This is a genomic window from Pseudomonas sp. TH34, from assembly GCF_016650865.1.
Lineage (GTDB): Bacteria > Pseudomonadota > Gammaproteobacteria > Pseudomonadales > Pseudomonadaceae > Aquipseudomonas > Aquipseudomonas yamanorum.
Map to the genome: position 1 here is coordinate 1 of NZ_JAEKFB010000013.1, position 24,876 is coordinate 24,876.

Genomic DNA, 24,876 nt, shown 5'->3' on the forward strand with positions numbered 1-24,876 from the left:
TCGGATGACTACGTCACCGGTGTCTGGTTGATCTGCTTCATCCCAACTCAGCATTGAATTGCTCCTTCGTGGTCCGTTTGACGGCGTGGGCTTCGATTCACCCAGCGTGTTCAAAAATGTGCGTTTTGCAGGCTTCAAGGCATTGAAATACAGCTCACAGTGTGGTCGGCATTCAGCGTTCTTGCACACTATGTAGTGGTTGTCTGTGTTTGTGGGCACACTATATGGGGTGTAACAACGATGGTCAACGCACAAGATGTACGGTCTTGAGTGGCTGGCATGACGTGGGTCAGCTATAAAGGCCGGGATCATTGACTCCAATCAGGACCTCAAGGGAATGAACAATCTGCTGATCCGCGCCGCCCGTCTGGAAGACGCCGAGGGCATTTTCCAGGTGCATAAAAACTCCGTCGAAAACCTCTGCAACGCCGATTACGGCCCGGACCAGATCAACATGTGGCTCGACGGCCGCTCGCCCGAGACCTATCGCGAAGCGATCATCGCCGGCAACTTCTGGCTGGCCTGCACCGATACGCTTCAGGGCTTCGTGGAAATCGACGGCCATGAAGTCAGCAAACTGTTTGTCCGGGGTGAAGCCGCGGGGCAGGGCGTTGGTGCCCGATTGCTGCGCGAGGCCCTTCAGCATATTGAAGCCGCCGGCCATCCCAAGGCGTACCTCGAAGCAACCCTCACCGCCGAAAAATTCTACGCTGCTTTCGGCTTTCGCAAGATTGGCGAGGGCACCTTCAGCCGGGGCAACAGTCCGGTGTCCATTGAGATCATCAAGATGGAGCGTGCTTTTCAGGGGGCATGAGAAAAACTCACACCCCCATGACTTTTAATGGTTACGGCCGCCACCCGGGCCAGTGCTAAAAATTCGCCAACCAGCTCCCCATAACAAAAAAGAGCGTTTGCGAAATGAAAGCACTTGATCTGTACATCGGCGAAGGCTTCGAAGGCCCAGGCGTCAATGCTGCCCACATCAACATCCTGATCGGCCCACGCAACGGCCCGGCCGGCCAGGCGTTCGCCACCAGCCTCGCATCGCCAAGCCAGGGCCATTGCCCGTTCATGGTGATTGCCCAGCCGAACATCCCGGTCAAACCCATGACCCTCTACGTCAACAAGGCCGCCATCGGCAGCGACTTGCACGGCAATGCCACCTGGGGCGCGTCCCAGGCCGGGATCGCCAAGGCGGTGCTCGAAGCCTTGCTCGACGGCACCCTGCCGCCGGAAGCCGAGGACGAGTGGGCCATCGTCACCGCCAACTGGGTCAACCCGGCCTGCGATGATCTGGATGCGGTCTACCTGAACAACTACAACGCCTGCCGCACCGCGATCCGCGCCGCCCTCACAGGCTTGCCCCACACCGCGCAACTGGCAGACGTGGTCAACCACATCAGCAACCCTTTCTACACGCCAAAAGCCTGAGGACATCCCCATGCAATACATCCGTTTGGGCAACTCCGGCCTGCAAGTCTCGCGCCTGTGCCTGGGCACCATGAACATGGGCACCCCGGACTGGAAACCGTGGATCTTCGATGAGAAGCAAAGCGAACCCATCGTCGCCCACGCCCTGGACAACGGTGTCAACTTCATCGACCTGGCGGACTTCTATTCCGCAGGCGTCGGCGAAGAAGTGGTAGGGCGCATCCTCAAGCGCGTTGCACGCCGTGAAGACATCGTGGTCACCACCAAGGTCGGCTACGGCACCCGCAGCGGCATCAACGCCAGCGGCCATTCGCGCAAGCACATCATGGACAGCATCGACGCCTCCCTGAGCCGCCTGGGCATGGATTACGTCGACGTGTTCATGCTGCATTACTTCGACGTGAACACCCCGGTGGAAGAAACCATGGGCGCCCTCAACGACATCGTGCGTTCCGGCAAGGCGCGCTACATCGGCGTGTCCACCATGCTCACCGGGCAACTGGCGAAAATCCTCATGGCCTGCGAACGCAATGGCTGGGTCAAGCCGATCAACATGCAACTGCAACTGAACTGTGCCTACCGCGAAGAAGAGCGCGAGATGATCCCGTTCTGCCGCGACCAGGGCCTGGGCGTCTCGGTGTTCAGCCCGCTGGCCCGTGGCTTGCTCACCGGTGAAGTGCAGTCGACCCGCAACCAGACCGACTTCTTTACCCAGCAGATGTACAGCGACCAGGCGTCGTTCGATATCGCCCACTCGGTGCAACGCGTGGCCCGTGCCCGTGGCGTGTCCAACGCGCAGATCGCCCAGGCGTGGGTAGCCAACCACCCGGGTGTGGACGTGATGCTGGTGGGCGCCGACACCACCGCGCAATTTGATAGCGCGCTTGCAGCCCTCGACACCCAATTGGATGCCGAAGAACTGCACGAGCTGGAACGCAACTACACGCCGTGCGATGTGATCAACGACTACACCGCCGGCAAACGCATCCTGCGCAGCGCCCGTCCGGGCCTGGACCGCTTTAACCTGATAGAGGCCGTGGCATGAACCCGCTGATTCGCACAGGCAATTTCATCGATGGCCAATGGTCCAGCGGTGGGCCGGTTTACCCGGTGCTCAACCCGGCCAATGGCGCGCAAATCGCCGAGGTGCAACGCGCCGGGGCCGAGGAAACCAACCTGGCCATCGCCGCCGCCAACCGTGCGTTGCCGGCCTGGCGCAAGCTCACCGCCAAGGAACGCAGCCAGCGCCTCAAGCGCTGGAGCGACTTGATGCTGAGCAACCAGAAAGACCTGGCCCACTTGCTCAGCCTCGAACAGGGCAAGCCGCTGGCCGAAGCCATGGGCGAAGTGGTCTACGCCGCGAGCTTCCTGGAGTGGTTCGCCGAAGAAGCCAAGCGCGCCTATGGCGACGTGATCCCGAGCCACAAGGCCCATGCGCGGATCATCGTGACCAAGGAAGCGATTGGCGTGGTCGCGACGATCACCCCGTGGAACTTCCCGCTGGCCATGGTCACCCGCAAGGTCGGCCCGGCGCTGGCGGCGGGGTGCACGATGATTCTCAAACCGTCGGAAGAAACCCCGTTGTCGGCCTTTGCCCTGGCGGTGTTGGCGGAACAGGCCGGGATTCCCGCCGGCGTGTTCAACATCGTGTCCGGCGATGCCGTGGCCATCGGTGGCGCACTGCAAGCCTCCAGCATTGTGCGCAAGCTGTCCTTCACTGGCTCCACCCGCACCGGCAAGCTGCTGATGCGCCAGGCGGCCGACACCCTGAAAAAGGTCTCCTTGGAATTGGGCGGCAACGCGCCGTTTATCGTGTTTGACGATGCCGACCTGGACGCCGCCGTCAAAGGCGCCATGGCTTCCAAATTCCGCAACACCGGCCAGACCTGCGTCTGCGTCAACCGCTTCTTCATCCAGGACGGTGTGTACGATGCGTTCACCCGCAAGCTGGCCGAAGCGGTCTCTGCGATGCGCGTCGGCAGCGCCCTGGAGGGCGAAACCGAACAAGGCCCGCTGATCAACGCCGCGGCCCTGGCCAAGGTCGAAGCCCACGTCGGCGATGCTTTGGAGAAAGGCGCCAAGCTGCTGTGCGGCGGCCGTCGGCATGCGTTGGGCGGGACGTTCTTTGAACCGACCATCCTTACCGAAGCCCACGGCGAGATGTTGATCGCCCAGGAAGAAACCTTCGGCCCGGTGGCGGCCTGCTTCCGCTTCAAGGATGAAGCCGAAGTGCTGCAACGGGCCAATGACACACCGTTTGGCTTGTCTGCCTACTTCTACAGCCGCGACATCGGCCGCGTGTGGCGCATGGCCGAAGGCCTGGAAGCGGGCATGGTCGGGATCAACGAAGGGATCATCTCCACCGAAGTCGCCCCGTTTGGCGGGATCAAGGAGTCGGGCCTGGGGCGTGAAGGTTCCAAGTACGGCCTGGAGGATTACCTGGAGATCAAATACCTGTTGATGGGCGGCCTCTGACCCATTCTTCCAAACAACAAAGATCCAATGTGGGAGCTGGCTTGCCTGCGATAGCGGCGGGTCAGTCACCCATTATCCAACTGACCCACCGCTATCGCAGGCAAGCCAGCTCCCACAAAAAAGCCCACACACCACAACCGGCTTGCCCGCTGTTACTCCGTCAAAAACAAAAATATGGAGAACAACATGTCCACCCCATCCATCAAGATCGATGACCTGCCCATCGGTCGCTTCCACATTAAAATCGCCGGCCTGACCTTTGGCGCGCACTTCACCGACGGCTATATCCTCGGCCTGATCGGCATTGCCTTCACCTTGCTCAGCCCACAGATGCACTTGGACGCCTTCTGGCAAGGCTTGATCGGCGCTTCGGCCCTGATCGGGCTGTTTATGGGCAGCCTGTTTTTTGGCTGGATCTCCGACACCCTCGGCCGGCAGAAAATCTTCCTGGTCAGCTTCGTCCTGATCACCGTTGCCTCGGTGATGCAGTTCTATGCCGAAACTGCCATGGGGCTGTTCCTCTGCCGCGTGTTGATCGGCATCGGCCTGGGCGGCGATTTCAGCGTCGGTCACGCGATGCTCGCCGAGTTCTCGCCGAAGAAGCATCGCGGTGTGCTACTCGGCTCCTTCAGCGTGGTCTGGACCGTTGGCTACGTGGCCGCGACCTTTGTCGGCACCGCCATGCTCAGCCTGGGCGATGACGCCTGGCGCTGGATGCTGGCCTCGTCGGCGATCCCCGCCGGGCTGATCCTGATCGCCCGCATCGGTACCCCTGAGTCGCCGCGCTGGCTGGTCAATCAAGGCCGGATTACCGAAGCCCGGGCCATCGTCAAGAAACACCTCGGCGAACACGTGGTGCTCGATGAGGAACCGTCGACGCAAACCCGCTCCGGCTATGGCGTGCTGTTCAGCCGTGAATACCGCAAGCGCACCGCGTTCAACTGCCTGTTCTTCGTGTGCATCGTGATGCCGTACTTCGCCATCTACACCTTCCTGCCGTCGATCCTGCAGAAGATGGGCCTGGCCGAAGGCTTTGGCACGGAGCTGATGCTCAACCTGCTGCTGATCATCGGCGCCTTGATCGGTATTTGGTGCACCGTGAAATTCTCTCGGCGGGGCTTCCTGATCAACTCGTTCATCATCCTGGCTGCAGCGTTGTTCCTGCTGGCGGTATTGCCGGGGAGCATGGCGTGGTTGATGGTGCTGACGTTCGGGGTATTCACCCTGGTGCTGTCGGCAGTGAGCAACCTGGTGGGCGTATTCCCGGCGGAGAGTTTCCCGACTGAAGTCCGGGCCAGCGGGATTGGCTTGGCGACGGCCGTCAGCCGCTTGGGTTCGGCAGTGAGTACCTTCCTGTTGCCGGTCAGCGTGGCTGGGATCGGCCTCAGCCCGACCATGGGCATCCTCGCCGCAATCCTGGTGCTGGGGGCGATCATCTCCTGGGCCTGGGCGCCGGAAACCAAGGCATTGACCTTGAGCCAGGCGTGCAAGGCCGAAGCACCGGTGTCAGGGATTGCTCACCCGGTTCAACCACTGCGTAAACAAGCGCACCTTGGATAGTCCCTGCTTGTCACTCGCCACATCCAGCCAATAGCCATACGGGCCGATCACCTCCACCGGGGTGATCGGCAGCAGGCTGCCATTCGCCAGTTCGCGCTCGATCATCTGCCGGTCGATCACCGCCAACCCACCGCCGGCCAGTGCGGTGTGGATCACCTGGTCCAGGGTGCTGAATTCCAGGCCCTGGTCCGCATCGATGTCTTCCCGGCCCATGGCCGCCAGCCAGTTCTCCCAGACCTTCAAACGCTTGCCGTCGTGCAGGATGTGCAGCAGGGGAAAGCGCCGCAGGTCGGGTGGCTGACCGTCGCTGAACAGTTCCGGGCTGGCGACTGCGATGTGACGCTCCATCACCAACAGTTCACTGCTGCAATGCGGGGCCGGTTCCAGGCCGAAGCGGATCTGGCAGTCGATTTCCGCCAGGCTCGCGTGGCTGTTCTGGTGGGTGACGCTGAGGTTGATATCCGGATAACGCTCGCAAAACCTGCGCAGGTGAGCGGACAGCCAGCGGGTGGCCCAGGTCGGCGGGGCGACGATGCGCAGGCGCTGGCGCAGGTTGGGCACGCGCACGGCGTGAAGGGCGCGTTCGATATGGTCGAAGGCATCGCTCAAGTGCGGGGAGAGGGCGAAGCCGGCTTCGGTCAGGGACAGGCCCTGGGGCGTGCGGATGAAGAGGGCGACGCCGAGGTAGTCTTCCAGCTGTTTGATTTGGCGGCTGACGGCGCCCTGGGTGACGTTGAGGCCCACGGCGGCCTGGCTGAAGCTGCGGTGGCGGGCGACTTCTTCGAAGACGCGGAGCATGTTGAGGGCGGGCAGTTGGCGCATGAAATGGATTCCACACCTGTTGTTTTTATGGTGTTTTTGGCGGCCTCTTCGCGAGCAAGCCCGCTCCCACATTTGATAGGCGCTGCGGTCAAAATGTGGGAGCGGGCTTGCTCGCGAAGGCGTCAGTGATGACGCCGCCTGTTTAGAAGTAGTACCCAATGTTCATATATAACTGATTCTCCCACTGGTTACTCCCCCCAGCCCCCAGGCTCTCGGTATAGCTGCTCCCGCCAATATACGGATCATTCTTGCCGATCAACCACTCCGTCGCTACCCACAATTTACTGACCGAAAACGACGTTCCCAAAATCACCCGCTGCGACGTCTTGAACTGATCCTCGGATTTATCAAACGCACTGTAGTTGGCATACAGCTTCACGCCGCTGATCTGGTCAAACAGGTACTTGCCGCCCACGTCGTAGCTCAAGTCCGCCACATACAGATTACCCCGGCTGGCCACGTTGAAGGTGCCGTCGTACCCGCCCAACGTCACCACACTGTCGGTGCCGGGGTTGCGTGGCGACATCTGCTGGCGTGCCGCCTGCAATTGCACGCCCCATGGCCCGTTCTTGCCCAGGTAGTGGATCGCCACCGCGTTGCGCCGGCCATCGTCGTTGGTGTCCTTGTTCTCCAGGGTGGAGGTCAGGCCGGAAAGCCCCACTTCCGATTTCCAACCACCCAGGTCCATGGCCTTGGCCACCCGCACCACCACGGTATTGCGTTCCTGGTTATTGCTGCCGTCGCCCACGTAGCTGTCGGCCTCGGAGATCACGCTGGAATAGGTCACGCCCTTGCTCGTGCCTTTGCCTTGCCACGCCGGGCGCAGGTAGTAACCGGCCTGGATGTTCCAGTCGCCGCTTTGCTGGATGTACTTGGCGCCCACCTGCTGCACATCCTCCAGGCCGATGACGTTACCCAGGGTCTCGTAGAAAGTGCTGCCGAAGTACGGCTGCAAACCAAACGGCACGGTGTTAAGGCCCACTTGCACCTGCTGGTCGGGGTTGAATTTGTAGCCCACCCAGGCGAACTTGGCGAACTGGATATCGCCGTAGTTCTTGGTGTACTGGTACGGGTAGGAGCGCCCGTAGAACCGGTACTGCGCCTCGCCGATCCAGGTGTCGGAGTTGTACTTGGCGCTGAGGAACGCGGTATCCAGGCCGAACTTCTGGATGCCGCGATCCGGGTCGTAGTCCCAACGGGCGCGTATGGCGCCGCCGAGGTCCAGGTTGTCGGTGACTTGCACGGCCATGGCCGGTGCCGCAAGGGCGCCGAGCACAGGGACCAGGGCGATGTAACGAAGGGTTGGTCGCATGGTTTTGCTCTCGTTATTGGTTATTTTTTGGCAACAGCAGCCCCTTGCCGCAGCGAACGCTGCGACGCGGGGTAAAGGGTTGGCTCAGTGCGCTTGCGGGCGAATCAGCCGCAGCGGCGGGCCGGCGGCGGGCAGCTCCGAGGCGCCGGGGGCGGCCGCCAGCAAGGTCTGGGTGTAAGTATTCCGGGGGCGCAGCAGCACTTGCTCGGCAGTGCCGTATTCCACGACTTCACCCTGGCGCATCACCGCGATGTAGTCGCTGATCTGCGCCGCCACCCGCAGGTCGTGGGTGATGAACAGGATGCTCAGGTTCAGGCGCTGTTGCAGTTCCGCCAACAGCTCCAGCACCTGTTTCTGCACCGAGACATCCAGGGCCGACACGCTCTCGTCGGCGATCAACACTTCCGGGCGCATCGCCAGGGCGCGGGCGATGCCGATGCGCTGGCGCTGGCCGCCGGAGAACTGCCGGGGCTTGCGCTTGAGGGCGTCGCGCTTGAGTCCCACTTGTTCCAGCAAATCACCGGCTTCGGCCCACGCATCCTTGGCCGACAACCCACGCAGTTGCGCCGCACGGGCGATGATGTCACCCACCCGATGCCGAGGATTGAGGGAGCCATACGGGTCCTGGAAAATCATCTGGATCCGCCGCCGATTGGCCGCCAGCGCCGAGCCGCGCAGGGCCAGGAAGTCGGTGTCGCCGACCCACACATGGCCACTGTCGCTGTCCACCAGGCGGATCGCCGCTTTGACCAATGTACTTTTCCCCGAGCCCGACTCGCCCACAATCGCCAGCGTCTTGCCCCGTGGCAATTGCAGCGAGACATTGCGCAGCGCCGCCACCGAGCTGCCGCCGACGGTGTAGGTCTTGGTCAGGTTCTCGATGCGTAATGCCAGTTCGCCGTCGACACTTGGCTTGTGCAACTCCGGGTGCAGCGCCGGCACCGCCGCAATCAGCTTGCGGGTGTAGGCGTGGGCCGGGGCGTTCAGCACCTGGTCGCGCTCGCCGATTTCCACCAGCCGGCCACCTTCCATCACCGCGATACGGTCGGCAATCTGCGCCACCACGCCGAAGTCATGGGTGATAAACAGAATGCCGTGTTGCCCGCGACCGCGCAGTTCACGCACCAGCTTCAGTACTTGCGCCTGAGTGGTCACATCCAGCGCCGTGGTAGGTTCGTCGGCGATCAGCAAATCCGGATTCATCGCCAGGGCCATGGCAATCACCACCCGCTGGCATTGGCCACCAGATAACTGGTGGGGAAAGCTGTTGGCGATGCGTGGTGGGTCTGGCAGTTGGGTGGATTCCAGCAACGCCAGCATGCGCTCGCGGCGTTCAGCGGCAGGCATCTGCGGTGCGTGAATATCGAAGATCTCTTCCACTTGCTTGCCGATGCGAATCGCCGGGTTAAGCGCCGCCATGGGCTCCTGGAAAATCATCGCAATACGGTTGCCCCGCAGCTGGCGCAAACGTTCCTCATCGAGTGTGCAAATGTCATCGCCGAGAAAGTCGATCACGCCTTCGGTATGCCGCAAACCCTTGGCGTAGTCGCCCATGATCGCCGCAGACAGCACGGACTTGCCGGAGCCGGACTCGCCGATCACGCAAAGGATTTCACCCTTGCGCACCTCCAGGCTGATGCCCTGCACCGCGTGGCTACGGTCGGCCCCCGGTGGCAGTTCAATGGACAGGTTCTGCACCCGCAGCACTTGTGTGGGGTTCATGCTCAACTCCTTGCGCCTTTCTGGGCGTGTTCATCCAGGCCGTCCGCCAGCAGGCTCAGGCCCAGCATCAGGGTGGAGATGGCGATGCACGGGAAGATCACCAGGTGCGGGAAGGCGATGGCCATGGCGCGGCCGTCGTTGATCATGCCGCCCCAGTCCGGGGTCGGTGGTGGCAGGCCGAGGCCGAGGAAGCCCAGGGCGCCGATCATGATCGCGGTGTAGCCGATGCGCAGGCAGAAATCGACAATCAATGGCCCGCCGCAGTTGGGCAGGATTTCCACCAGCATGATCCGCAGCGACCCTTCGCCCTGGGTGATGGCGCTGAGCACGTAGTCTCGCGAGCGGATGTCGATGGTCAGGGCGCGCATGATCCGGAAGATCGCCGGCGCGCTGGTGAAGGTCACCGCAATCAGGATATTCAGCGCCGAAGCGCCGAGGGCGATGATGATCACTATGTACAGCACCAGCACCGGGAACGACAGCACCGTGTCCGCCACATACGACAGCACGCTGTCGACCCAGCCGTTGAAGTAACCGGCGCACAGGCCCATGGCGATGCCGACGGCAAACGCGGTGAGGGTGGCGAGGATCGACCAGAACAGTACGGTGCGGGTGCCCCAGATCAGCCGCGAAAGAATGTCGCGGCCGATCATGTCGGTGCCCAGCAAGAAGCTCTGGCCGTTGTCGCCTGCGGTCATTGGCGTGAGTAAGGGCGTGAAGCTTTCCAGCGGGTCATGGGGCGCGATCCACGGCGCAAACAGCGCGATCAGCACCCAGCCGCCCACCAGCAGCAGGCCGAGCAGCGCCAAGGGATGTTTGAAGGATTGCAGGACATTCATTGGGCACCTCCGCCGAGGCTGCGCAGGGTGATGCGCGGGTTGAGCCAGGTGTAGGCCAGGTCCGAGAAGATCTTGGTGATGCCCACCACCACGGCACTGACCATCGCGCAGGCTTCGATCAGGTACACGTCGTGGTTAAGCGAGGCGGTGTACAGCAGCGAGCCGAAGCCCTTGTAGGCGAAGAACACCTCCACCACGATCACGTTCGACAGCAGCCACGGGATGTACAGCATGATCACCGTGACCGGCGCGATCAGCACATTGCGCAGGGCATGACGCAGCACGATGCGTGAGGTCGACGCACCCTTGAGCCGTGCAGTGCGGATGTACGGCGCCTGCATCACTTCCACCATCGAGGCCCGGGTGATGCGCGCCAGGTAGCCGATGCCGAACAGGCACAGCACCATCAACGGCAGCACCAGCTCCACCGCGCTGAAACCCTCGCTCATGCTGCTGACGCCGGGCAGCCAGTTGAGCCAGAACACAAAGATCGCCGAGACGAACACCGCGCTGGCAAAGTCGGGAATCGAGGTGGTGACAATCGACAGAAACGACACGAGGCGGTCCAGTACCGAGCCCTGGCGAATCCCGGCGAGCACGCCCAGGGTCAGCGCCACCGGCACCATCACCAATAAGGCCAGGCCGGCCAGCGTCAGGGTTTGCGCGAGGTTCGGCAGCAGCAGCTTGATCACTGATTCGCGAAAGTACACCGAGGTGCCCCAGTCGCCGCTGACAAAGTCCTTGAGCCACACCAGGTAGCGCCACACAAAGGGTTGGTTGTAGCCATGCTCCACCAGCCACGCCGCGCGCTGGTCGGCAGCGGAGTAGGGGCCGAGGACGTTGATCGCCACGTCTTCGATGTTCAGTTCCAGGGCCAGGAACACGATCAATGACACTGACAGCAGGGTCGCCACCAGCGCCAATAACTTGCGCATCAGAAAATGAGCCATGGGTGCATGCTCCGACTGTTCAAGGGATGCCTGCCCGAATGCGGGCAGGAAGCAGGACGCGCCTGAATCAAGCGCTCATCCACACACTGTCCATCGGGTAGAAGTCGGAAGGGTGCACCTGGAAGCCCTGGACCTTTTTGCTCACGGCGGTGAACTTGTCACCCCAGAACGGCTGCACGATCACGCAGGCGTCCTGCAGGATGCGTTCGACATCTTCCATCGCCACGGCGCGCTGTTTCGGGTCGATGATGCCCATGGCTTTGTCGAGCGCGGCATCGAACGCCGGGTCGCTGTAATGGCTTTCGTTCCAGGCACCACCACCGCGGTAGGCCAGTTCCAGGGACATCACGCCCAGCGGGCGGTGGGCCCAGTAGGTCAGGCTGAAAGCGGCCTTGTCCCAGATCGGCCAGTACTGCGCAGCAGGGATCACTTTGAGGTTGATGCGGATCCCGGCTTCCAGGCAGTTCTGTTGCAGGATCTGCGCGCAGTCCTGCTCATAACGGCCTTGGGTATTGCCGACGATCAGGTCAATGTCGATGCCGTTAGGGAAGCCGGCCTCGGCCAGCAGCTTCTTCGCCGCCGCCACATCGCGGTTGCGCTTGGGCAGCGGGAAATATTCGGGGTGGGAGGGCGCCACATGATGGTCTTCGCCAAGGGTGCCCATGCCGCGATAAGCGATCTTCAGCATCTGCGCGTTGTCGGCGCACAGCACCACGGCCTTGCGGATGCGCAGGTCGGTGAAGGGCTTCTGGTCGCAGGCCATGCGCATCACCACGGTTTGCGCGGATTTGCAGGTGAGCAACTGGGCACCGGGCAAACGCTTGGCCAGGTCCAGCTCGGCCACGGTCACGCGGTACAGCACGTCCACTTGCCCGGCTTGCAGGGCGGCGAGGTGAGTGGACACGTCGGTGCCCATGTCGACGTAGCGCAGTTCGTCGAGGTTGGCCGGTTTGCCCCAGTAATCGGCGCGTTTGGCGAAGGTCGCCTGCTTGTTCACCGCGAATGAAACCAGCTTGAACGGCCCGGTGCCCAACGGGTTTTTCGCCCAGTCGTCACCGGCCTTGAAGCTGCGGTGCACGATGGCGCAGGTGAAGGCATTGAGCATCTCCGGGATCGCCAGGATTGGCCGCTTGAGCACCAGGCGGAACTGGAAGTCGCTGACTTTCTCGAAGGCCTTGATGTCCTGGAATGCGGTGCGGTTCACCGACTTGGAGTCGGCGGCAATCCAGCGCTCGATATTGTGCTGCACGTCGTCGACGTTGAAGGTGTCGCCGTTGCTCCACTTCACGTTCTGGCGCAGGTTGAAGGTCCAGGTGGAAAGGTCTTCCGACGGGCTCCAGCTCTCGGCGAGATACGGGTGGGTGATGTTGTCAGCGTCGACCCAGGTCAGGTATTCCACCGAGTTGCGCAACAGGTTCGAGGCTTCGATCCAGGTGATCAGCATCGGGTCCTGGATTTCCTGGATGGCGCAGGCAAACCGCAGGCTGCCGCCCTGGCGCGGCTCGGCGGCCTGGGCGTCATTGCCCAGCAGTGCGGAGCCGAGAAAGGTGCTGGCGCTGGCGACGGTGATGCCCAGCAGCGCGGCCGTGCGCAGGAATTGGCGGCGGTTGATTTCGCCGCTTTGCACTTGGGCACACAGATCATTTACGGCTGGATGCGGCGCGGCGCCGTCCAGGGTGGTCAACTCTTTCATAAGCCTCTCCGGTACTTGCGAATGTGCGTTTTTTTGTTGAACCGCAAGGGTCAGTGGCGAGCGCCGGGCAGGCGCGACCGTGACCGCTGTGAAGCCGGCAGAAGAACAAGGCGCAACGAAGTCGGGAGGGTGGCAATGGGACGGGACATAGGGCAGCTCTCATGTTGTTTTTATTAGAGATGCCCGCAGTTTTGTCATTTGCGCAAAGATCGACAAACGACAAATTCTGCGTTGGAACGTTCTATAAACGCATGTTACTCACCGATCCCAAGCCCACCCATCGATCTAAGGCCATTCATGCGTGTGGCCCAAACTCACTCATGCGTAGCAGCTGTCGAGCCTTGGCGAGGCTGCGTTTGCGGTTTGCCTGATACACCGCTACGCAGCCTCGCCAAGGCTCGACAGCTGCTACCGGGGGTGTTTGTATCCTGGGGGTTAGCGCAACAAGCGCGGGTCGAACGGGTAGTCGGAGAGCAACTCGATGCCGTGTTCGTGGATGTAGATCTGCTCTTCCAGCTTGACCCCTTCGCCGCCGTCATCATGGCCGATGTAGCTTTCCACGCAGATGGTCATGCCGGCTTCGAACACGCCGTCGTAGCCCAGGGCATCAATGTCTTCGCGGTGCACCACGTAAGGGTATTCACCGGTCATGCCCACCCCGTGCACCAGGGCGAAGTAACGGTTGTTTTTGTAATGCTCGGGAATCTTCCAGGCCAGTTCCGCGTACTCCTTGAAACTGCGCCCGGCCTTGAGCATTTCCATATTGGTCTGCACCTGTTCGTAGGCCAGCTTGTACAGCTCCTGCTGCTTGGCGGTGGCGGCCTGTTCACCGCATAGAAAGGTCCGTGAAAAGTCGGCGTAATAGCCGAAACGCCCGACCACGTCAGTGTCCAGCGCCACCAGGTCGCCGGCCTCGATGGGCCGTGTGCTGCATTCCTGGAACCAAGGGTTGGTACGGGGCCCTGAAGACAGCAGGCGGGTCTCGACATAATCACCGTCGGTGGCGATCACGTGCTGGTGCAGGTGCGACCACAGTTCGTTCTCGCTGATGCCGGGGGTGAGCTTGCTTTCCATCAGCCGCACCCCGGCTTCGGTGGCACGCAGGCTGGCGCGGATCATCTTGAGTTCGTTCGGCACCTTGATGCAGCGCGCACGTTCCAGCGGTTCCTGGGCATCGAAAATCTGATAGCCGAGCTTTTGCAGTTCGAAGGCCGCGGCCGAGGTCGCGCTCTCAATGGCGATGCGTTTGCCGCCGCCGCATTTACGCACCAGTTCGTCGATTTCGGCGGCCCAGTCGGCGGTGACATTGCCCAGGAAACTTTCGCAGAAGTAATAGGAGATTGCTTTGGCCGGGCGCACTTCATCGACGGTGTTGAGGGTTTCGGCCAGGTGCAGGCAACCGCCGAACTCGAACACCACCACCGGGCCTTCGGCCGGGATAAACGCATAGCGGGCCGGGTTGCGCGCCGAGTACACCTGCATGTTGCGCGAGCCGGTGGCGTAGCGCATGTGGGTGGGGTCGAACAGCACGCAGGCGGCGTAGTCGCGTTTTTTCAGTTCGTTGCGTACCCGTTGCAGGCGGTCCAGCTGGATCTGCTGGATCTCGTCATAGGTAGGTTCGCAATCGGCGGGGTTGCGGTTGGGGCCGGACAGACTCATGGGGTGTTCCTCGCAGGGCAAAGACGGTTTTTTAGTTTTTTGAGAGGTGGAATCAGTCGAGCAACTGATCGCTGCGGACCAGGTTGCGTTCGGCTTGCAGATGGGCTTCGGACAGGCGTCCGTAAAGCTGCTTGGTGCGCTGGGCGCGGCCGATGATTCCGGGCTTTTCGGAGTAGGCGAAGATCGCCGTGTTACGCTCGGTGTCGCCTTCGACACGGGTGACCCGGTGCACCGAAAAACGCCCCTTGAAAATCTGCAAGTCACCGGGGTTGAGCTCCAGTTCCTTTACCCGCGAACGGTCTTCACCGCGCACCACCTTGCCCACTGCGCCGAGGTTCTCCTGGGTGCGGGAGCGAATCATCGGCGCGTACTCGAACAGGCCGCCGGCCTCGGGCTTCTGAGTCATCATGCTGACGATGAATTCATTGGTATCGAAGTGCCAGGGCTGCTCGGTGCCGTCGGGCATCACGTTGATCACCAGCCCCGCGAACGGGTCGGCGTACTCGTAGATTTCCGGTTCGTTCAGGCAGGCGCCGATAAAGCGTTTCATCATCGGCGATACGTACAGCCGGTGGATGATCGCGTCCGGGGCAATCATGTCGCGGGTCACAAAACCGCTGGTGCGCTCCATGAACGTGCGGCGCGGGTCATCCTGGGGCAGGGAAGCGTCATCTTCGGTGAAGTAGGCATTGACCTTGCGCACCGAATAGAACGTCTTGCCCGACAGCGCCAGGCCTTCCAGGCGTGCCTGTTCCAGCGCGGCGGGGCGCAGGAAGTTCTTCAGCAGGCAGCAACCGTCTTCCGCCAGTTCGGCCCGGGCGTGTTCGATCAGGGCCTGTAATTGAACATGGCCCGAATCATGTATGGGATACAGCTCGGTATTAATAATGTCGCTGATATCGCCCACTTCAGCGTCAGCAAGTTGAAGGCTCATGCAAGACTCCCGGAACTATCAGTTGGTGTTTTTTGGCTGACCCGATAGTTGCTGAACGAGGTGCAAAGTGGAAATTACAAGTTGTGATCGAATCCATCGGGGAGGGCGATAGTTATGTCGGGCGAACTGGATGGCACCCTGCTTAAAGTGTTTGTGGCAATTATCGAGTGCCAGGGTTTCTCGGCCGCCGCCGAGCGCCTGCACAAGACTCAATCCACCGTCAGCCAGAGCCTGCAGCGCCTGGAAGACATCGTCGGCACGCCGCTGATCCGCCGCACCAGCCGCTCGGTGGGCCTGACCCCCAGTGGCGAAACCTTTCTGATCTACGCCCGGCAGATCCTCAAGCTGCACAGCGAGGCCGTCAGCGCCGCGCAGTTGCCCAATGAACAGGTGTGCATCCACCTCGGCATGCCCGAGGACTACGCCGAGTATTGCCTGGGCGGGATGCTCAAGGATTTCCAGACGCAGTTCACCCAGGTACGGCCCGACGTGTGCTGCGAGATGTCCACGGCCCTGGTGGGGCGCCTGCAACGGGGCGAGCTGGATTTGGTGCTGGGGGTGGAACACGCCGGTTTGCAGGCGGGGGAATACCTGTGCGACGAGCCGCTGGTGTGGGTGGCGGCGCCCAGCTGGAGCTGCGTGGGGCGCCAGTCGGTGCCGCTGGCGGTGTATGCCGAGGGCTGTGCGTTTCGTGCGAATGCGGTGCAGGCGCTGGCTCAATCCGGGCGCTCGTGGCAGGTGGTCTACACCAGCCAGAGTCCGCGGGGCATTGCGATTGCGATCGAGCAGGGGCTGTCGGTCGGTGTGATGGCGCGCCGCCTGGTGCCGCCTGACTGGCAGATCCTGGACGAGCGCCAGGGTTTCCCGCCGATTGCGCCGGCACGCCTGATGTTCTGGCGCTCAGCCGGTTGCCAGGTGCCGGAAGTGGATGCACTGGTGGAGATTCTGCGCCGGCAATTGGGCCACTCAGGACATCTGGGCGGCCAGCGCCTCGGCAGTTTGTCGATGGGCCATGCGCTTCAGCAATAACAGGCTGGCCAGCACCCAGGCCACGATCCAGCCGTGCACCACCGCAAACTCGCCGGTGACTTGCAGCAGCCAGCCGCACAGCGCATTGCCGGTAGCGCTCGCCAGGCCGTAGCTGACCATGCTCAGGCTCACCACCTGCAGGCTCTGCACCGGGCTGAGGCGGGCGCCGACGTAAGCGGCCATCAGGCCCCAGCACGGGAAATAAAACAGCGCGAACAGCCCGGCCGCCAGCCAGCTCAGCAACAGGCTGGGATGCCCGAGCAAGCCGAGCATGCCGAGGCCAAACGCGCCGATACTCAGGGCCATCACCCGCAACGCACCCCAACGGTCTGCCAGCGTACCCAGCAGCAAGCCACCGATGACGCCGCCTATGCCGATCAACGTCCACATCGACCCGGTGACCGAGGCGCTGGCCTGCAACTGCTCGCTGACAAACGCCGAAAGGAAGTTCAGGAACGGCCCGCTGATGGCGCCGATAAACGCGCTGAGCACCACGATCTGCATCGCCACCGGTTGCGCCACACACAGCTTCAGCCACTGGCGCAGCACCTGACTCAGCGCAGGCGCCTTGACTTCCCGTGGCGCCGGTTCCTTGAGCGGGGCCAATGTCCATAAGGTCAGCAGCGTGACAACCAGCGTCAACCCGGCGCAGATCAGCCAGAACTGCCGCAGGGACAACCCTTGCAACAGCGCGATCAAAAGCCCGTTCAAGCACAGCGCAAAGGCCGACCCCGACGACGCCAGCCCCAATACCCGGCTGCGATGAGTGGCCGGGATCACCTCTTGGGCCAGGGCTGAAATCGCGTTCCAGTTCGACACCGCACAGGCCGACACCAGTGCCAGGCACAGCGCAAACGGCAATACCCACGGCGTGGCCACGGCCAGGGCCAGCAGGGCGGGGCTGAGGACGATGGTCAGGCGCACCATATTGCGCGGGCTGATCCACGCCGCCGCCAGGCCGCTGGCAATCGAGGCACCCATATAGAACAGCTGCAACAGCGCGGCGATCAACGCGGCCTGGCTATAGCTGAGCTCAAACCCCAGGCGAATCTGCGGCAACAGCGCCGAATACAGAAACACACTGAAACCGTGGGTTGTGGCGTTGCAGGCGGTAAAGACAAGGGCCAGTAAACCCATACTTCGCCGGGATGAAACGGATGCGCTGGACATGGCCACGACTCGACAAGTTAATCGCGAAAGAGAGAGGCGAAGTTATAAGAAGTACATCGGCAGACTAGCGTTTATCGTTTGGCGGCGACCAATGCTTAATTGTCTTAGTGTGCATGCGTTATTCGCATGCTATTTATGCGTGAGCGACGGGATACATCGATAAACGACACATTCGGTGCCTGGGGCGATTAATGCGCCGTCAACCCAGGGCGCTACCGCTGACCCGATACAAAAAGGTATGTTGTGCGGGTTATTTCCCCTGTGCTCCCGAGTGTCGTCCATGAAACGCAAAATGCCCGGTCTCAACGCCCTTAAAGCTTTCGAAGTCGCCGGCAGCACCGGCAGTTTTACCCGGGCTGCCGAGCTGTTGAACGTGACGCAGAGTGCGGTCAGTCGCCAGGTGCGCCAGCTTGAAGAACAGTTGGGCGAGGCCCTGCTGGAGCGTCGCCACCACCACCTGGAATTGACCAGTGCCGGGCGCGTGTTGCTACGGGCCTTGCACCAATCGTTCGACAAGATCGAGCTGACGGTGCGCAGTATCCAGCAGAAGTCCCATGCCAATCGCTTGCACATCAACGCGCCGCCGACGTTTACCAATCGTTGGTTGATGCCGCGGTTGGGGCGTTTGCGTGAGCAGCATCCGGAGCTGGAGCTGAGCATTACCACGCGGTTGCAGGACAGCCTGGCGGAGACCAGCACCCTCGATTGCGCGATTCGGTTTGGCGATGGGGAGTGGGATGGGTTGGACAGCTCGTTGTTGATTCAGGAGCGGCATATCGCGGTGTGCGCGCCGTCGTTGTATGCCCGGGAGTGGAGTGACGGGATTGATCTGAATCGCATGACGTTGCTGCATGTGCTGGCGCGGGAGGACCAGCGGTATTTGACCTGGAAGCATTGGCTGGATGCGGCGCGGATCAGTGGGGTGGATATTGAGGGTGGGTATGAGTTTGACCTGCTGGATTTGGCGATTCGGGCGGCGATCGATGGGTTGGGGATTACCATTGCGGATTGGCATATGGTGGCTTCGGAGTTGGCCAGTGGGCAGTTGACGCAGGTGTTGAATGTGCATGTGGAGGGGCATCAGTCGTATTGGTTGGTGACCCGGCCGGAGCAGACGGATACGCCGCAGTTGCAGGTATTTGCGCAGTGGTTGCAGGAGGAAATTTGGTTGGCTCAGCGGCAGTTGGAACCTTCTTTGGCGGCTGTTTGATTCGGTGTACATATCCGTTATTTAGGTAACGGCGACCTATGGTTCCGCTCTTACAGCGGGTCACTTTTGGCAAACGCCCCAAAAGTAACCAAAAGGTCTTTGCCCCACCACTCGGTGCCTCGCCTAGGCTCGGCATGCCCGCACTCCGGCACGCCTCCGCGGGCCGCCGCGACGGGCCATCCATGGCCCGGCGCGGCTAAATCGGCATCCTTGCCGATTTACCCGCTCCACCGTGCCTACTTGCGGCCATCGTGGTTAACGGGGCCCGCAGATCAAAATCAAAAGCAGATCAAAAGCAGAGCACAGCGGCCTACCGGCCGGCTTGAGTGTTAAAAGCCAGATCAAAAGCCAGAGCGAAAGCAGCTCTGTTTTTCTGTGGGCTTGCATGCGATGCAGACACCTCGGTCTTTCAGATACACCGAGGCGATGCCATCGCAGGCAAGCCAGCTCCCACATTTGGACCGTGCCCGCTTTAGCTTTTGATTTTGCTTTTAACACTCAAGCCGGCCGGTAGGCCGCTGTGCTCTTGATCTGCTTTTGATCTTGATCTTAGGCGCCCCGTTAAACCACGCTGGCCGAACGCAGGCTTTGGAGCGTGGGTAACCTGGCAGGACGCCAGGTTAGCCGTCCTGGGCCAGGGATGGCCCATGACGGCGGCCCACGGTCCAAAGCCGGAGTGAGGGCACACCGAGCCTAGGCGAGGTGCCGAGTGGTGGGGCAAGAGCGTTTTGCTTACTTTTGCGCTGTTCAAAAGTGAGCCGCCGTAAGGGCGGAACCAATAGCGGCCGTTACCTAAATAACGGATATACACCCATCAGCCGAGCCCCAACCGCCCATGCCACTGGGCAATCGACTCCTCCGGATACTCATCAAACTCCAGATCCCCCGGCCGAACACTCACCTCAACCCAAGGCGCCTTCGACCCCAACATCAAATGCGTATGCTCCGGCGGCACCGGCAGCGGCGTATCAATCGCCGAAGCAAACGGATGAATCAACTCCGGCCACTCCGGACTGAACAACCACAAGCCCGACCCACACTGCGAGCAAAAATGCCGCTCAGCCGTACTCGCATGCGCCCGACTATCCCCCGGCCCCTTCATCCGCGCGTGATAAATCGAAATCAACTTACGCCCCCGCACCCTCAGGCTCTTGGCATCCCCCCAAGATTGATCGCATACCCACCACCCCCTTGGGTCTTGCGACAAATCGAGCAATAGCATCGCTGATAGGGGTAGGGATGAGCACTCTCAAGACTGAACGTAACCGCGCCGCAATGGCAGGAACCTTCAAGCTGCATGACCAGATCTCCTTCGCAAAAGGTGAACGTTAGCTTAGGCGCCCGGCAACCGAGGCGGTTCCATCTCGGGCATCAAGGTCGCGATCAACGCACGAATGGTGCCGGGCAACGCCTCCAGCTCCCGCACCAGAATACTGCGCTCGCGTACAGCCCAAACCTCATCCAGCTTGACCGTCACCAACTGCATGGTCCGGCTGTGCCGCACTGCGGCCGACTCAGGAATGATGCCGATCCCGACGCCAGCCTCAACCATCCGGCAGATCGCCTCGAAACTCGACATCTGGATCCGCAACGACAGATGCTTGCCCAACCGCTCCACATGCTCACGCAGGAAACTCAGCAACGTGCTGCCGTCATGCAACCCGATATGTTGGTAGGCCAGGGTTTGCTCCAGCGTCACCGAAGGCAGGCCCGCCAGCGGATGCCCCATGGGCACCGTCAGCACCAGGTGGTCGGTGCTGAAGTGCAGCACCTGCAACCCCGACGCTTCCACTGGGCCGGCAATGATACCCATGTCGCTGGTACCGTCGAGTACACCCCGCACGATGTCCCGTGACAGCCGCTCCTGAAGGTCCACGGTCACGCCGGGACGCTGGGACAGGAATCCGGCCAGCACTTCGGGAAGAAACTCGGTCACGGCGGTGGTGTTGGCAAAAATGCGGATATGCCCGGCCGAATCGATGCCGTATTGGGTGAACTCGCTTTTCAGGTAATCCACCTGACGCATGATCAACCGCGCATGGTGCAACAGCCGTTCGCCCGCCGGGGTGATCTCCACGCCACGGCTGTCGCGGTACAGCAGGCGTGTGTCGAGCTGGCCTTCCAGGGCCTTGATCCGCGCACTGGCGGCGGCCGGCGAGAGGAACGCGCGCTTGGCGCCCTGGGTCAGGCTGGGGGATTCGGCGATATGGATAAACAGGCGTAAGTCAGCCAGATCGAAGTGCATGGAAGGCTCCGGGGGCAGCGACGAAGAACCCATGTGAGAGCTGGCTTGCCTGCGATAGCGGTGGGCCAACCAAAGCAGTGTTGACTGACAGGGCGCTATCGCAGGCAAGCCAGCTCCCACATTGATCATCCGGGTTCTTGAGATCTTTTTAGGGGCGATGGCGTTCAGCATAGCCGAACGCTGCTTTATTGAAATGCAAATTCTCAGAACGGCCAAGGCCCAGCATGATCCGGCTCAGATTCCCTGCCCGAGGACATGCACCTGATGAGCGCCACAGACTGGATCGGCCGTAGCGAAACAGCCCACGACCACTTGAGCCACAACCTGCTCAAACGCATCGCCGCCACCTTCGGCGAGGCGGTACCGGCAGATGGCGAGGCGGTTCCGCCCTTGTGGCAATGGTGCTTTTTCCAGGACCCGCTGCCCGAATCCGCCCTGGGCGGTGACGGCCACCCGGCCCGTGGCGGGTTCCTGCCGCCGGCGGATAACCGCAACCGCATGTGGGCCGGTGGACGCATCGAGTTCTTCCATGGGTTGCGTGCCGGTGAGGCAGCCACCCGTGTCTCGACCATCACCCAAGTGGAAGAAAAAACCGGCCGCACCGGCTCGCTGCTGTTCGTCACCGTGCGCCATGACTACTCCCAGGACGGCCGCCTGGCCATCCGCGAGGAACAGGACATCGTCTATCGCGAACCCACGCCGCCCAAGCAGGGCAGCGGTGACGTATTACCCGAAGGTGACTGGCGCGAAGCGGTCGACCCGACGCCAACCCTGCTGTTCCGCTACAGCGCCGTGACCTTCAACGGCCACCGCATCCACTACGACTATCCCTATGTCACCGGCACCGAGGGTTATTCGGGGCTGGTGGTGCACGGTCCGCTGATCGCCACCTTGAGCCTGCGCGCGTTTTGTCGGGCGAACCCTGGGGCCGCGTTGCGCCGTTTTTCCTATCGTGGCGTGCGGCCATTGATTGCCCCGCAACCCTTTGAAGTTGGCGGGCGCATCACGGCGCCGGGCGTGGCCGAACTGTGGGCGGGCAACGCTGACGGCCTGGCCCAGCGCGCCGAACTGCATTTCGAATAAACCTCCAAGAACAACAGGCGGAGAGCCGTTAATGAACCCGAATGACAACGAAGAACTGAATGCAATCCGCGAAGGCGTCCGCGCACTGTGCGCCGAATTCGACGCTGCCTACTGGCGCAAGGTCGATGAAGAAAAGAGCTTTCCGGAAGCCTTCGTCAAAGCCTTGACCGACGCCGGCTGGCTGTCGGCAATGATCCCCGAAGCCTACGGCGGCTCCGGCCTTGGGCTGGCGGAAGCCTCGGTGATTCTTGAGGAAGTGAACCGCTGTGGCGGCAACTCCGGCACCGTCCATGGCCAGATGTACAACATGTTCACCTTGCTGCGCCACGGCAGCGAAGCGCAGAAAAGCTTCTACCTGCCCAAGCTCGCCAGCGGCGAACTGCGTCTGCAGTCGATGGCCGTGACCGAGCCCACCACCGGCACTGACACCACCAAAATCAAGACCACCGCCGTCAAGCGTGGCGACAAGTACGTGATCAACGGCCAGAAAGTCTGGATCTCGCGGGTGCAGCATTCCGACCTGATGATCCTGCTGGCCCGCACCACGCCGCTGGCGGAGGTGAAGAAAAATCCGAAGGCATGTCGATCTTCCTGGTGGACCTGCGGGAAGCCATCGGCAACGGTCTGACCGTGCAGCCGATTGCCAACATGGTCAATCACGAAACCAACGAGCTGTTCTTCGACAACCTGGAGTTGCCGCTGGACAGCCTGATCGGCGAGGAGGGCAAGGGCTTCCGCTACATCCTCGATGGCCTGAATGCCGAGCGCACCCTGATTGCCGCCGAATGCATTGGCGACGGCCGCTGGTTTATCGAGAAAGCCAGCGCCTATGCCCGTGACCGCGTGGTGTTTGGCCGGCCCATCGGGCAGAACCAGGGCGTGCAGTTCCCGATTGCCGAAGCGCATATCGAGATCGAAGCGGCCGACTTGATGCGCTGGCGTGCCTGTGAGGAATACGACAGCGGCGCCAACGCCGGGGCCAGCGCGAACATGGCCAAGTACCTGGCGGCCAAGGCGTCCTGGGAAGCCGCCAACGCCTGCCTGCAAACCCACGGCGGCTTCGGGTTTGCCTGTGAATACGACGTGGAGCGCAAGTTTCGCGAGACCCGCCTGTACCAGGTTGCGCCGATCTCCACCAACCTGATCCTGTCCTACGTGGCCGAGCATTTGCTCGAACTGCCACGCAGCTTCTGAGGGCCCGACCATGAGCCATACCCAAGCGCTGTGCCGGTTCCTCGCCGAGTTGAATTACGAGCAGTTGCCGGACGACGTACTCGCCCGCACCGAAGACCTGTTCCTCGATTGGCTCGCTTCGGCGCTGGCCAGCCAAGGCGCGCATCCGATTCCGCTGTTTGAGCGGTATGCCCGCAGGATGGGCCCGGCCAATGGCCCGGCGCAGATCATCGTTAACGGGGGCAGCAGCAGTGCCTATTTCGCCGCACTGGTGAACGGTGCGTCGTCGCACCTGGTGGAGCAGGACGACCTGCACAACAGCTCCGTCTTGCACCCGGCGACCGTGGTGTTTCCTGCTGCATTTGCCGCAGCGCAAGACCTCGGCAAGTCCGGTCGCGAACTGCTGTTGGCTTCGGTGGCCGGTTACGAAGCCGGGATTCGCATCGGTGAATTCATGGGCCGTTCCCACTACCGGATCTTCCACACCACGGCCACCGTCGGCACCCTCGCGGCGGCTGTCGCGGTGGGTAAATTGCTCGACTTCAATCAAGAGCAATTCATCAACCTGCTGGGCAGTGCCGGCACCCAGGCGGCCGGTCTTTGGGAGTTCCTGCGGGATGCCGCCGACTCCAAGCAACTGCACACCGCCAAGGCGGCCGCCGATGGTTTGTTGGCCGCGTATTTGACGGCGGACGGGCTGACCGGTGCGCGCAATATTCTGGAAGGTGATCAGGGGATGGCGGCGGGCATGTCCACCGACGCAGACCCCGGCAAACTGTCGGATCGCCTCGGCAGTCGCTGGGCGTTGCTGGAAACCTCGTTCAAGTTTCACGCCTCGTGCCGCCACACCCATCCAGCCGCCGATGCGTTGCTGGACCTGATGCAGCGCGAGGGCATCAGCCATGAGCACATCACCCGCGTCGAAACCCGCGTTCACCAAGGCGCCATCGACGTATTGGGCCGGGTGACGCTGCCGCAGACCGTGCACCAGGCCAAGTTTTCCATGGGCACCGTGCTGGGGTTGATTGCCGTGCATGGCAAGGCCGGGCTGACCGAATTTCATGAGCTGGCGCTCACCGATCCCGCCGTATCGGCATTTCGCGACAAGGTCAGCATGACCCTCGACGCCGAGGTCGACGGGGCTTATCCCCAGCGTTGGCTGGGCCGGGTGATTGTCACCACGGTCGATGGTCGCGTGCTGCACGGCGCCATCGACGAACCCAAGGGCGACCCGGGCAACACCCTGAACCGCGCCGAGCTGGCCGACAAGTTCCAGCGCCTGACTCAATTCAGCGGCGCCCGCACGCCCGCGCAAACCGCCGGGCTGATCGAAAAGGTCTGGGATCTGCGCAACGCCACGTCCCTGGCTCACTGGCTTTAAGGAATCGTCATGACTGCTAATCAACGACCGTTGGACGGCATCACCGTCGTCAGCCTGGAACACGCGATTGCCGCACCGTTCTGCACCCGCCAGTTGGCCGACCTGGGCGCCCGTGTGATCAAGATCGAACGCCCGGGCGCCGGTGACTTTGCCCGAGGCTACGATGAGCGCGTGCGCGGCCTGGCGTC

The 24,876-nt window shown here is 61.9% G+C and carries 20 protein-coding genes and 2 pseudogenes; 11 read left to right on the top strand and 11 right to left on the bottom strand.

Annotated elements, in window-relative coordinates:
• Nucleotides 1-337 precede the first annotated feature (337 nt).
• The 5 genes from JFU58_RS09515 (at nt 338) to JFU58_RS09535 (ending at nt 5,466) form a co-directional block, all read left to right on the top strand.
• Nucleotides 338-814: a GNAT family N-acetyltransferase gene (locus JFU58_RS09515; protein WP_093209400.1), complete on the top strand. Its 477-nt coding sequence runs from the start codon at nt 338-340 to the stop codon at nt 812-814.
• A 104-nt stretch (nt 815-918) separates the two neighbouring features.
• Nucleotides 919-1,431, top strand: a complete 513-nt coding sequence (gene fae, locus JFU58_RS09520; protein ID WP_017477398.1) for a formaldehyde-activating enzyme — start codon at nt 919-921, stop codon at nt 1,429-1,431.
• Nucleotides 1,432-1,441: 10 nt separating this feature from the next.
• A complete protein-coding gene (locus tag JFU58_RS09525; RefSeq protein ID WP_093209405.1) occupies nt 1,442-2,476 on the top strand; it encodes an aldo/keto reductase in 1,035 nt (344 codons plus the stop codon).
• The gene (locus tag JFU58_RS09530; protein WP_201140383.1) at nt 2,473-3,906 is read left to right on the top strand and encodes an NAD-dependent succinate-semialdehyde dehydrogenase; all 1,434 of its coding nucleotides are present in this window, start codon (nt 2,473-2,475) and stop codon (nt 3,904-3,906) included. Before JFU58_RS09525 ends, JFU58_RS09530 begins: the two co-directional genes overlap by 4 nt.
• 186 nt (nt 3,907-4,092) lie before the next feature.
• A complete protein-coding gene (locus JFU58_RS09535; protein ID WP_201140384.1) occupies nt 4,093-5,466 on the top strand; it encodes an MFS transporter in 1,374 nt (457 codons plus the stop codon).
• Here the strand turns inward: JFU58_RS09535 and JFU58_RS09540 are convergent.
• The 8 genes from JFU58_RS09540 to JFU58_RS09575 all read right to left on the bottom strand — a co-directional run bounded on the left by JFU58_RS09540 (nt 5,413) and on the right by JFU58_RS09575 (nt 15,397).
• Nucleotides 5,413-6,288: a LysR substrate-binding domain-containing protein gene (locus JFU58_RS09540; RefSeq protein ID WP_201140386.1), complete on the bottom strand. Its 876-nt coding sequence runs from the start codon at nt 6,286-6,288 to the stop codon at nt 5,413-5,415. The two genes, JFU58_RS09535 and JFU58_RS09540, sit on opposite strands and share 54 nt — an antisense overlap.
• A gap of 142 nt (nt 6,289-6,430) precedes the next feature.
• Entirely contained in the window at nt 6,431-7,600 is a 1,170-nt protein-coding gene (locus JFU58_RS09545; protein WP_093209411.1) for a hypothetical protein, read from the bottom strand.
• A gap of 84 nt (nt 7,601-7,684) precedes the next feature.
• Nucleotides 7,685-9,322 carry a dipeptide ABC transporter ATP-binding protein gene (locus JFU58_RS09550; RefSeq protein ID WP_201140388.1) on the bottom strand — a complete coding sequence of 546 codons (1,638 nt, stop codon included), beginning with the start codon at nt 9,320-9,322 and terminating at the stop codon, nt 7,685-7,687.
• Nucleotides 9,323-9,324: 2 nt separating this feature from the next.
• Nucleotides 9,325-10,161 (bottom strand): ABC transporter permease, encoded by an 837-nt coding sequence (locus JFU58_RS09555; protein ID WP_063029586.1) that lies wholly within the window; start codon nt 10,159-10,161, stop codon nt 9,325-9,327.
• Complete coding sequence (locus tag JFU58_RS09560) at nt 10,158-11,111, bottom strand: ABC transporter permease (RefSeq protein WP_017477390.1); 954 nt, start codon at nt 11,109-11,111, stop codon at nt 10,158-10,160. The genes JFU58_RS09555 and JFU58_RS09560 overlap by 4 nt, the downstream gene beginning before the upstream one ends.
• Nucleotides 11,112-11,178: 67 nt before the next feature.
• Nucleotides 11,179-12,804 (bottom strand): ABC transporter substrate-binding protein, encoded by a 1,626-nt coding sequence (locus tag JFU58_RS09565; protein ID WP_063029590.1) that lies wholly within the window; start codon nt 12,802-12,804, stop codon nt 11,179-11,181.
• A 435-nt stretch (nt 12,805-13,239) separates the two neighbouring features.
• On the bottom strand, nt 13,240-14,463 hold the full coding sequence (locus JFU58_RS09570) for a M24 family metallopeptidase (protein ID WP_177070687.1): 1,224 nt from the start codon (nt 14,461-14,463) through the stop codon (nt 13,240-13,242).
• A gap of 52 nt (nt 14,464-14,515) precedes the next feature.
• A complete protein-coding gene (locus JFU58_RS09575) occupies nt 14,516-15,397 on the bottom strand; it encodes a HalD/BesD family halogenase (RefSeq protein WP_201140389.1) in 882 nt (293 codons plus the stop codon).
• 114 nt (nt 15,398-15,511) lie between these two features.
• On the opposite strand from JFU58_RS09575, the gene JFU58_RS09580 reads away from it, so the two are divergent.
• Nucleotides 15,512-16,426, top strand: a complete 915-nt coding sequence (locus tag JFU58_RS09580) for a LysR family transcriptional regulator (RefSeq protein ID WP_201140391.1) — start codon at nt 15,512-15,514, stop codon at nt 16,424-16,426.
• Here the strand turns inward: JFU58_RS09580 and JFU58_RS09585 are convergent.
• Nucleotides 16,364-17,596 (bottom strand): MFS transporter, encoded by a 1,233-nt coding sequence (locus JFU58_RS09585; RefSeq protein WP_201140392.1) that lies wholly within the window; start codon nt 17,594-17,596, stop codon nt 16,364-16,366. The genes JFU58_RS09580 and JFU58_RS09585 overlap by 63 nt on opposite strands.
• A 280-nt stretch (nt 17,597-17,876) precedes the next feature.
• Between JFU58_RS09585 and JFU58_RS09590 the strand changes: the two genes are divergently transcribed.
• The gene (locus JFU58_RS09590; RefSeq protein WP_032899060.1) at nt 17,877-18,806 is read left to right on the top strand and encodes a LysR substrate-binding domain-containing protein; all 930 of its coding nucleotides are present in this window, start codon (nt 17,877-17,879) and stop codon (nt 18,804-18,806) included.
• 814 nt (nt 18,807-19,620) lie between these two features.
• Here the strand turns inward: JFU58_RS09590 and JFU58_RS09595 are convergent.
• Together JFU58_RS09595 and JFU58_RS09600 are read right to left on the bottom strand one after the other, a co-directional pair.
• Nucleotides 19,621-20,105 (bottom strand): annotated as a pseudogene (locus JFU58_RS09595) (GFA family protein).
• Nucleotides 20,106-20,139: 34 nt separating this feature from the next.
• A complete protein-coding gene (locus JFU58_RS09600; protein ID WP_201140393.1) occupies nt 20,140-21,051 on the bottom strand; it encodes a LysR family transcriptional regulator in 912 nt (303 codons plus the stop codon).
• Nucleotides 21,052-21,315: 264 nt separating this feature from the next.
• Here JFU58_RS09600 and JFU58_RS09605 point away from each other — a divergent pair, with 264 nt between their 5' ends.
• The 4 genes and pseudogenes from JFU58_RS09605 to JFU58_RS09620 form a co-directional block, all read left to right on the top strand.
• Complete coding sequence (locus JFU58_RS09605) at nt 21,316-22,134, top strand: FAS1-like dehydratase domain-containing protein (RefSeq protein ID WP_177071520.1); 819 nt, start codon at nt 21,316-21,318, stop codon at nt 22,132-22,134.
• A gap of 31 nt (nt 22,135-22,165) precedes the next feature.
• Nucleotides 22,166-23,328, top strand: a pseudogene (locus JFU58_RS09610) (acyl-CoA dehydrogenase family protein).
• Nucleotides 23,329-23,338: 10 nt separating this feature from the next.
• The gene (locus JFU58_RS09615) at nt 23,339-24,688 is read left to right on the top strand and encodes an MmgE/PrpD family protein (RefSeq protein ID WP_201140394.1); all 1,350 of its coding nucleotides are present in this window, start codon (nt 23,339-23,341) and stop codon (nt 24,686-24,688) included.
• A 9-nt stretch (nt 24,689-24,697) separates the two neighbouring features.
• Nucleotides 24,698-24,876 (top strand): CoA transferase (locus JFU58_RS09620; RefSeq protein ID WP_201140395.1); only part of this gene is annotated, 179 nt, incomplete at its 3' end.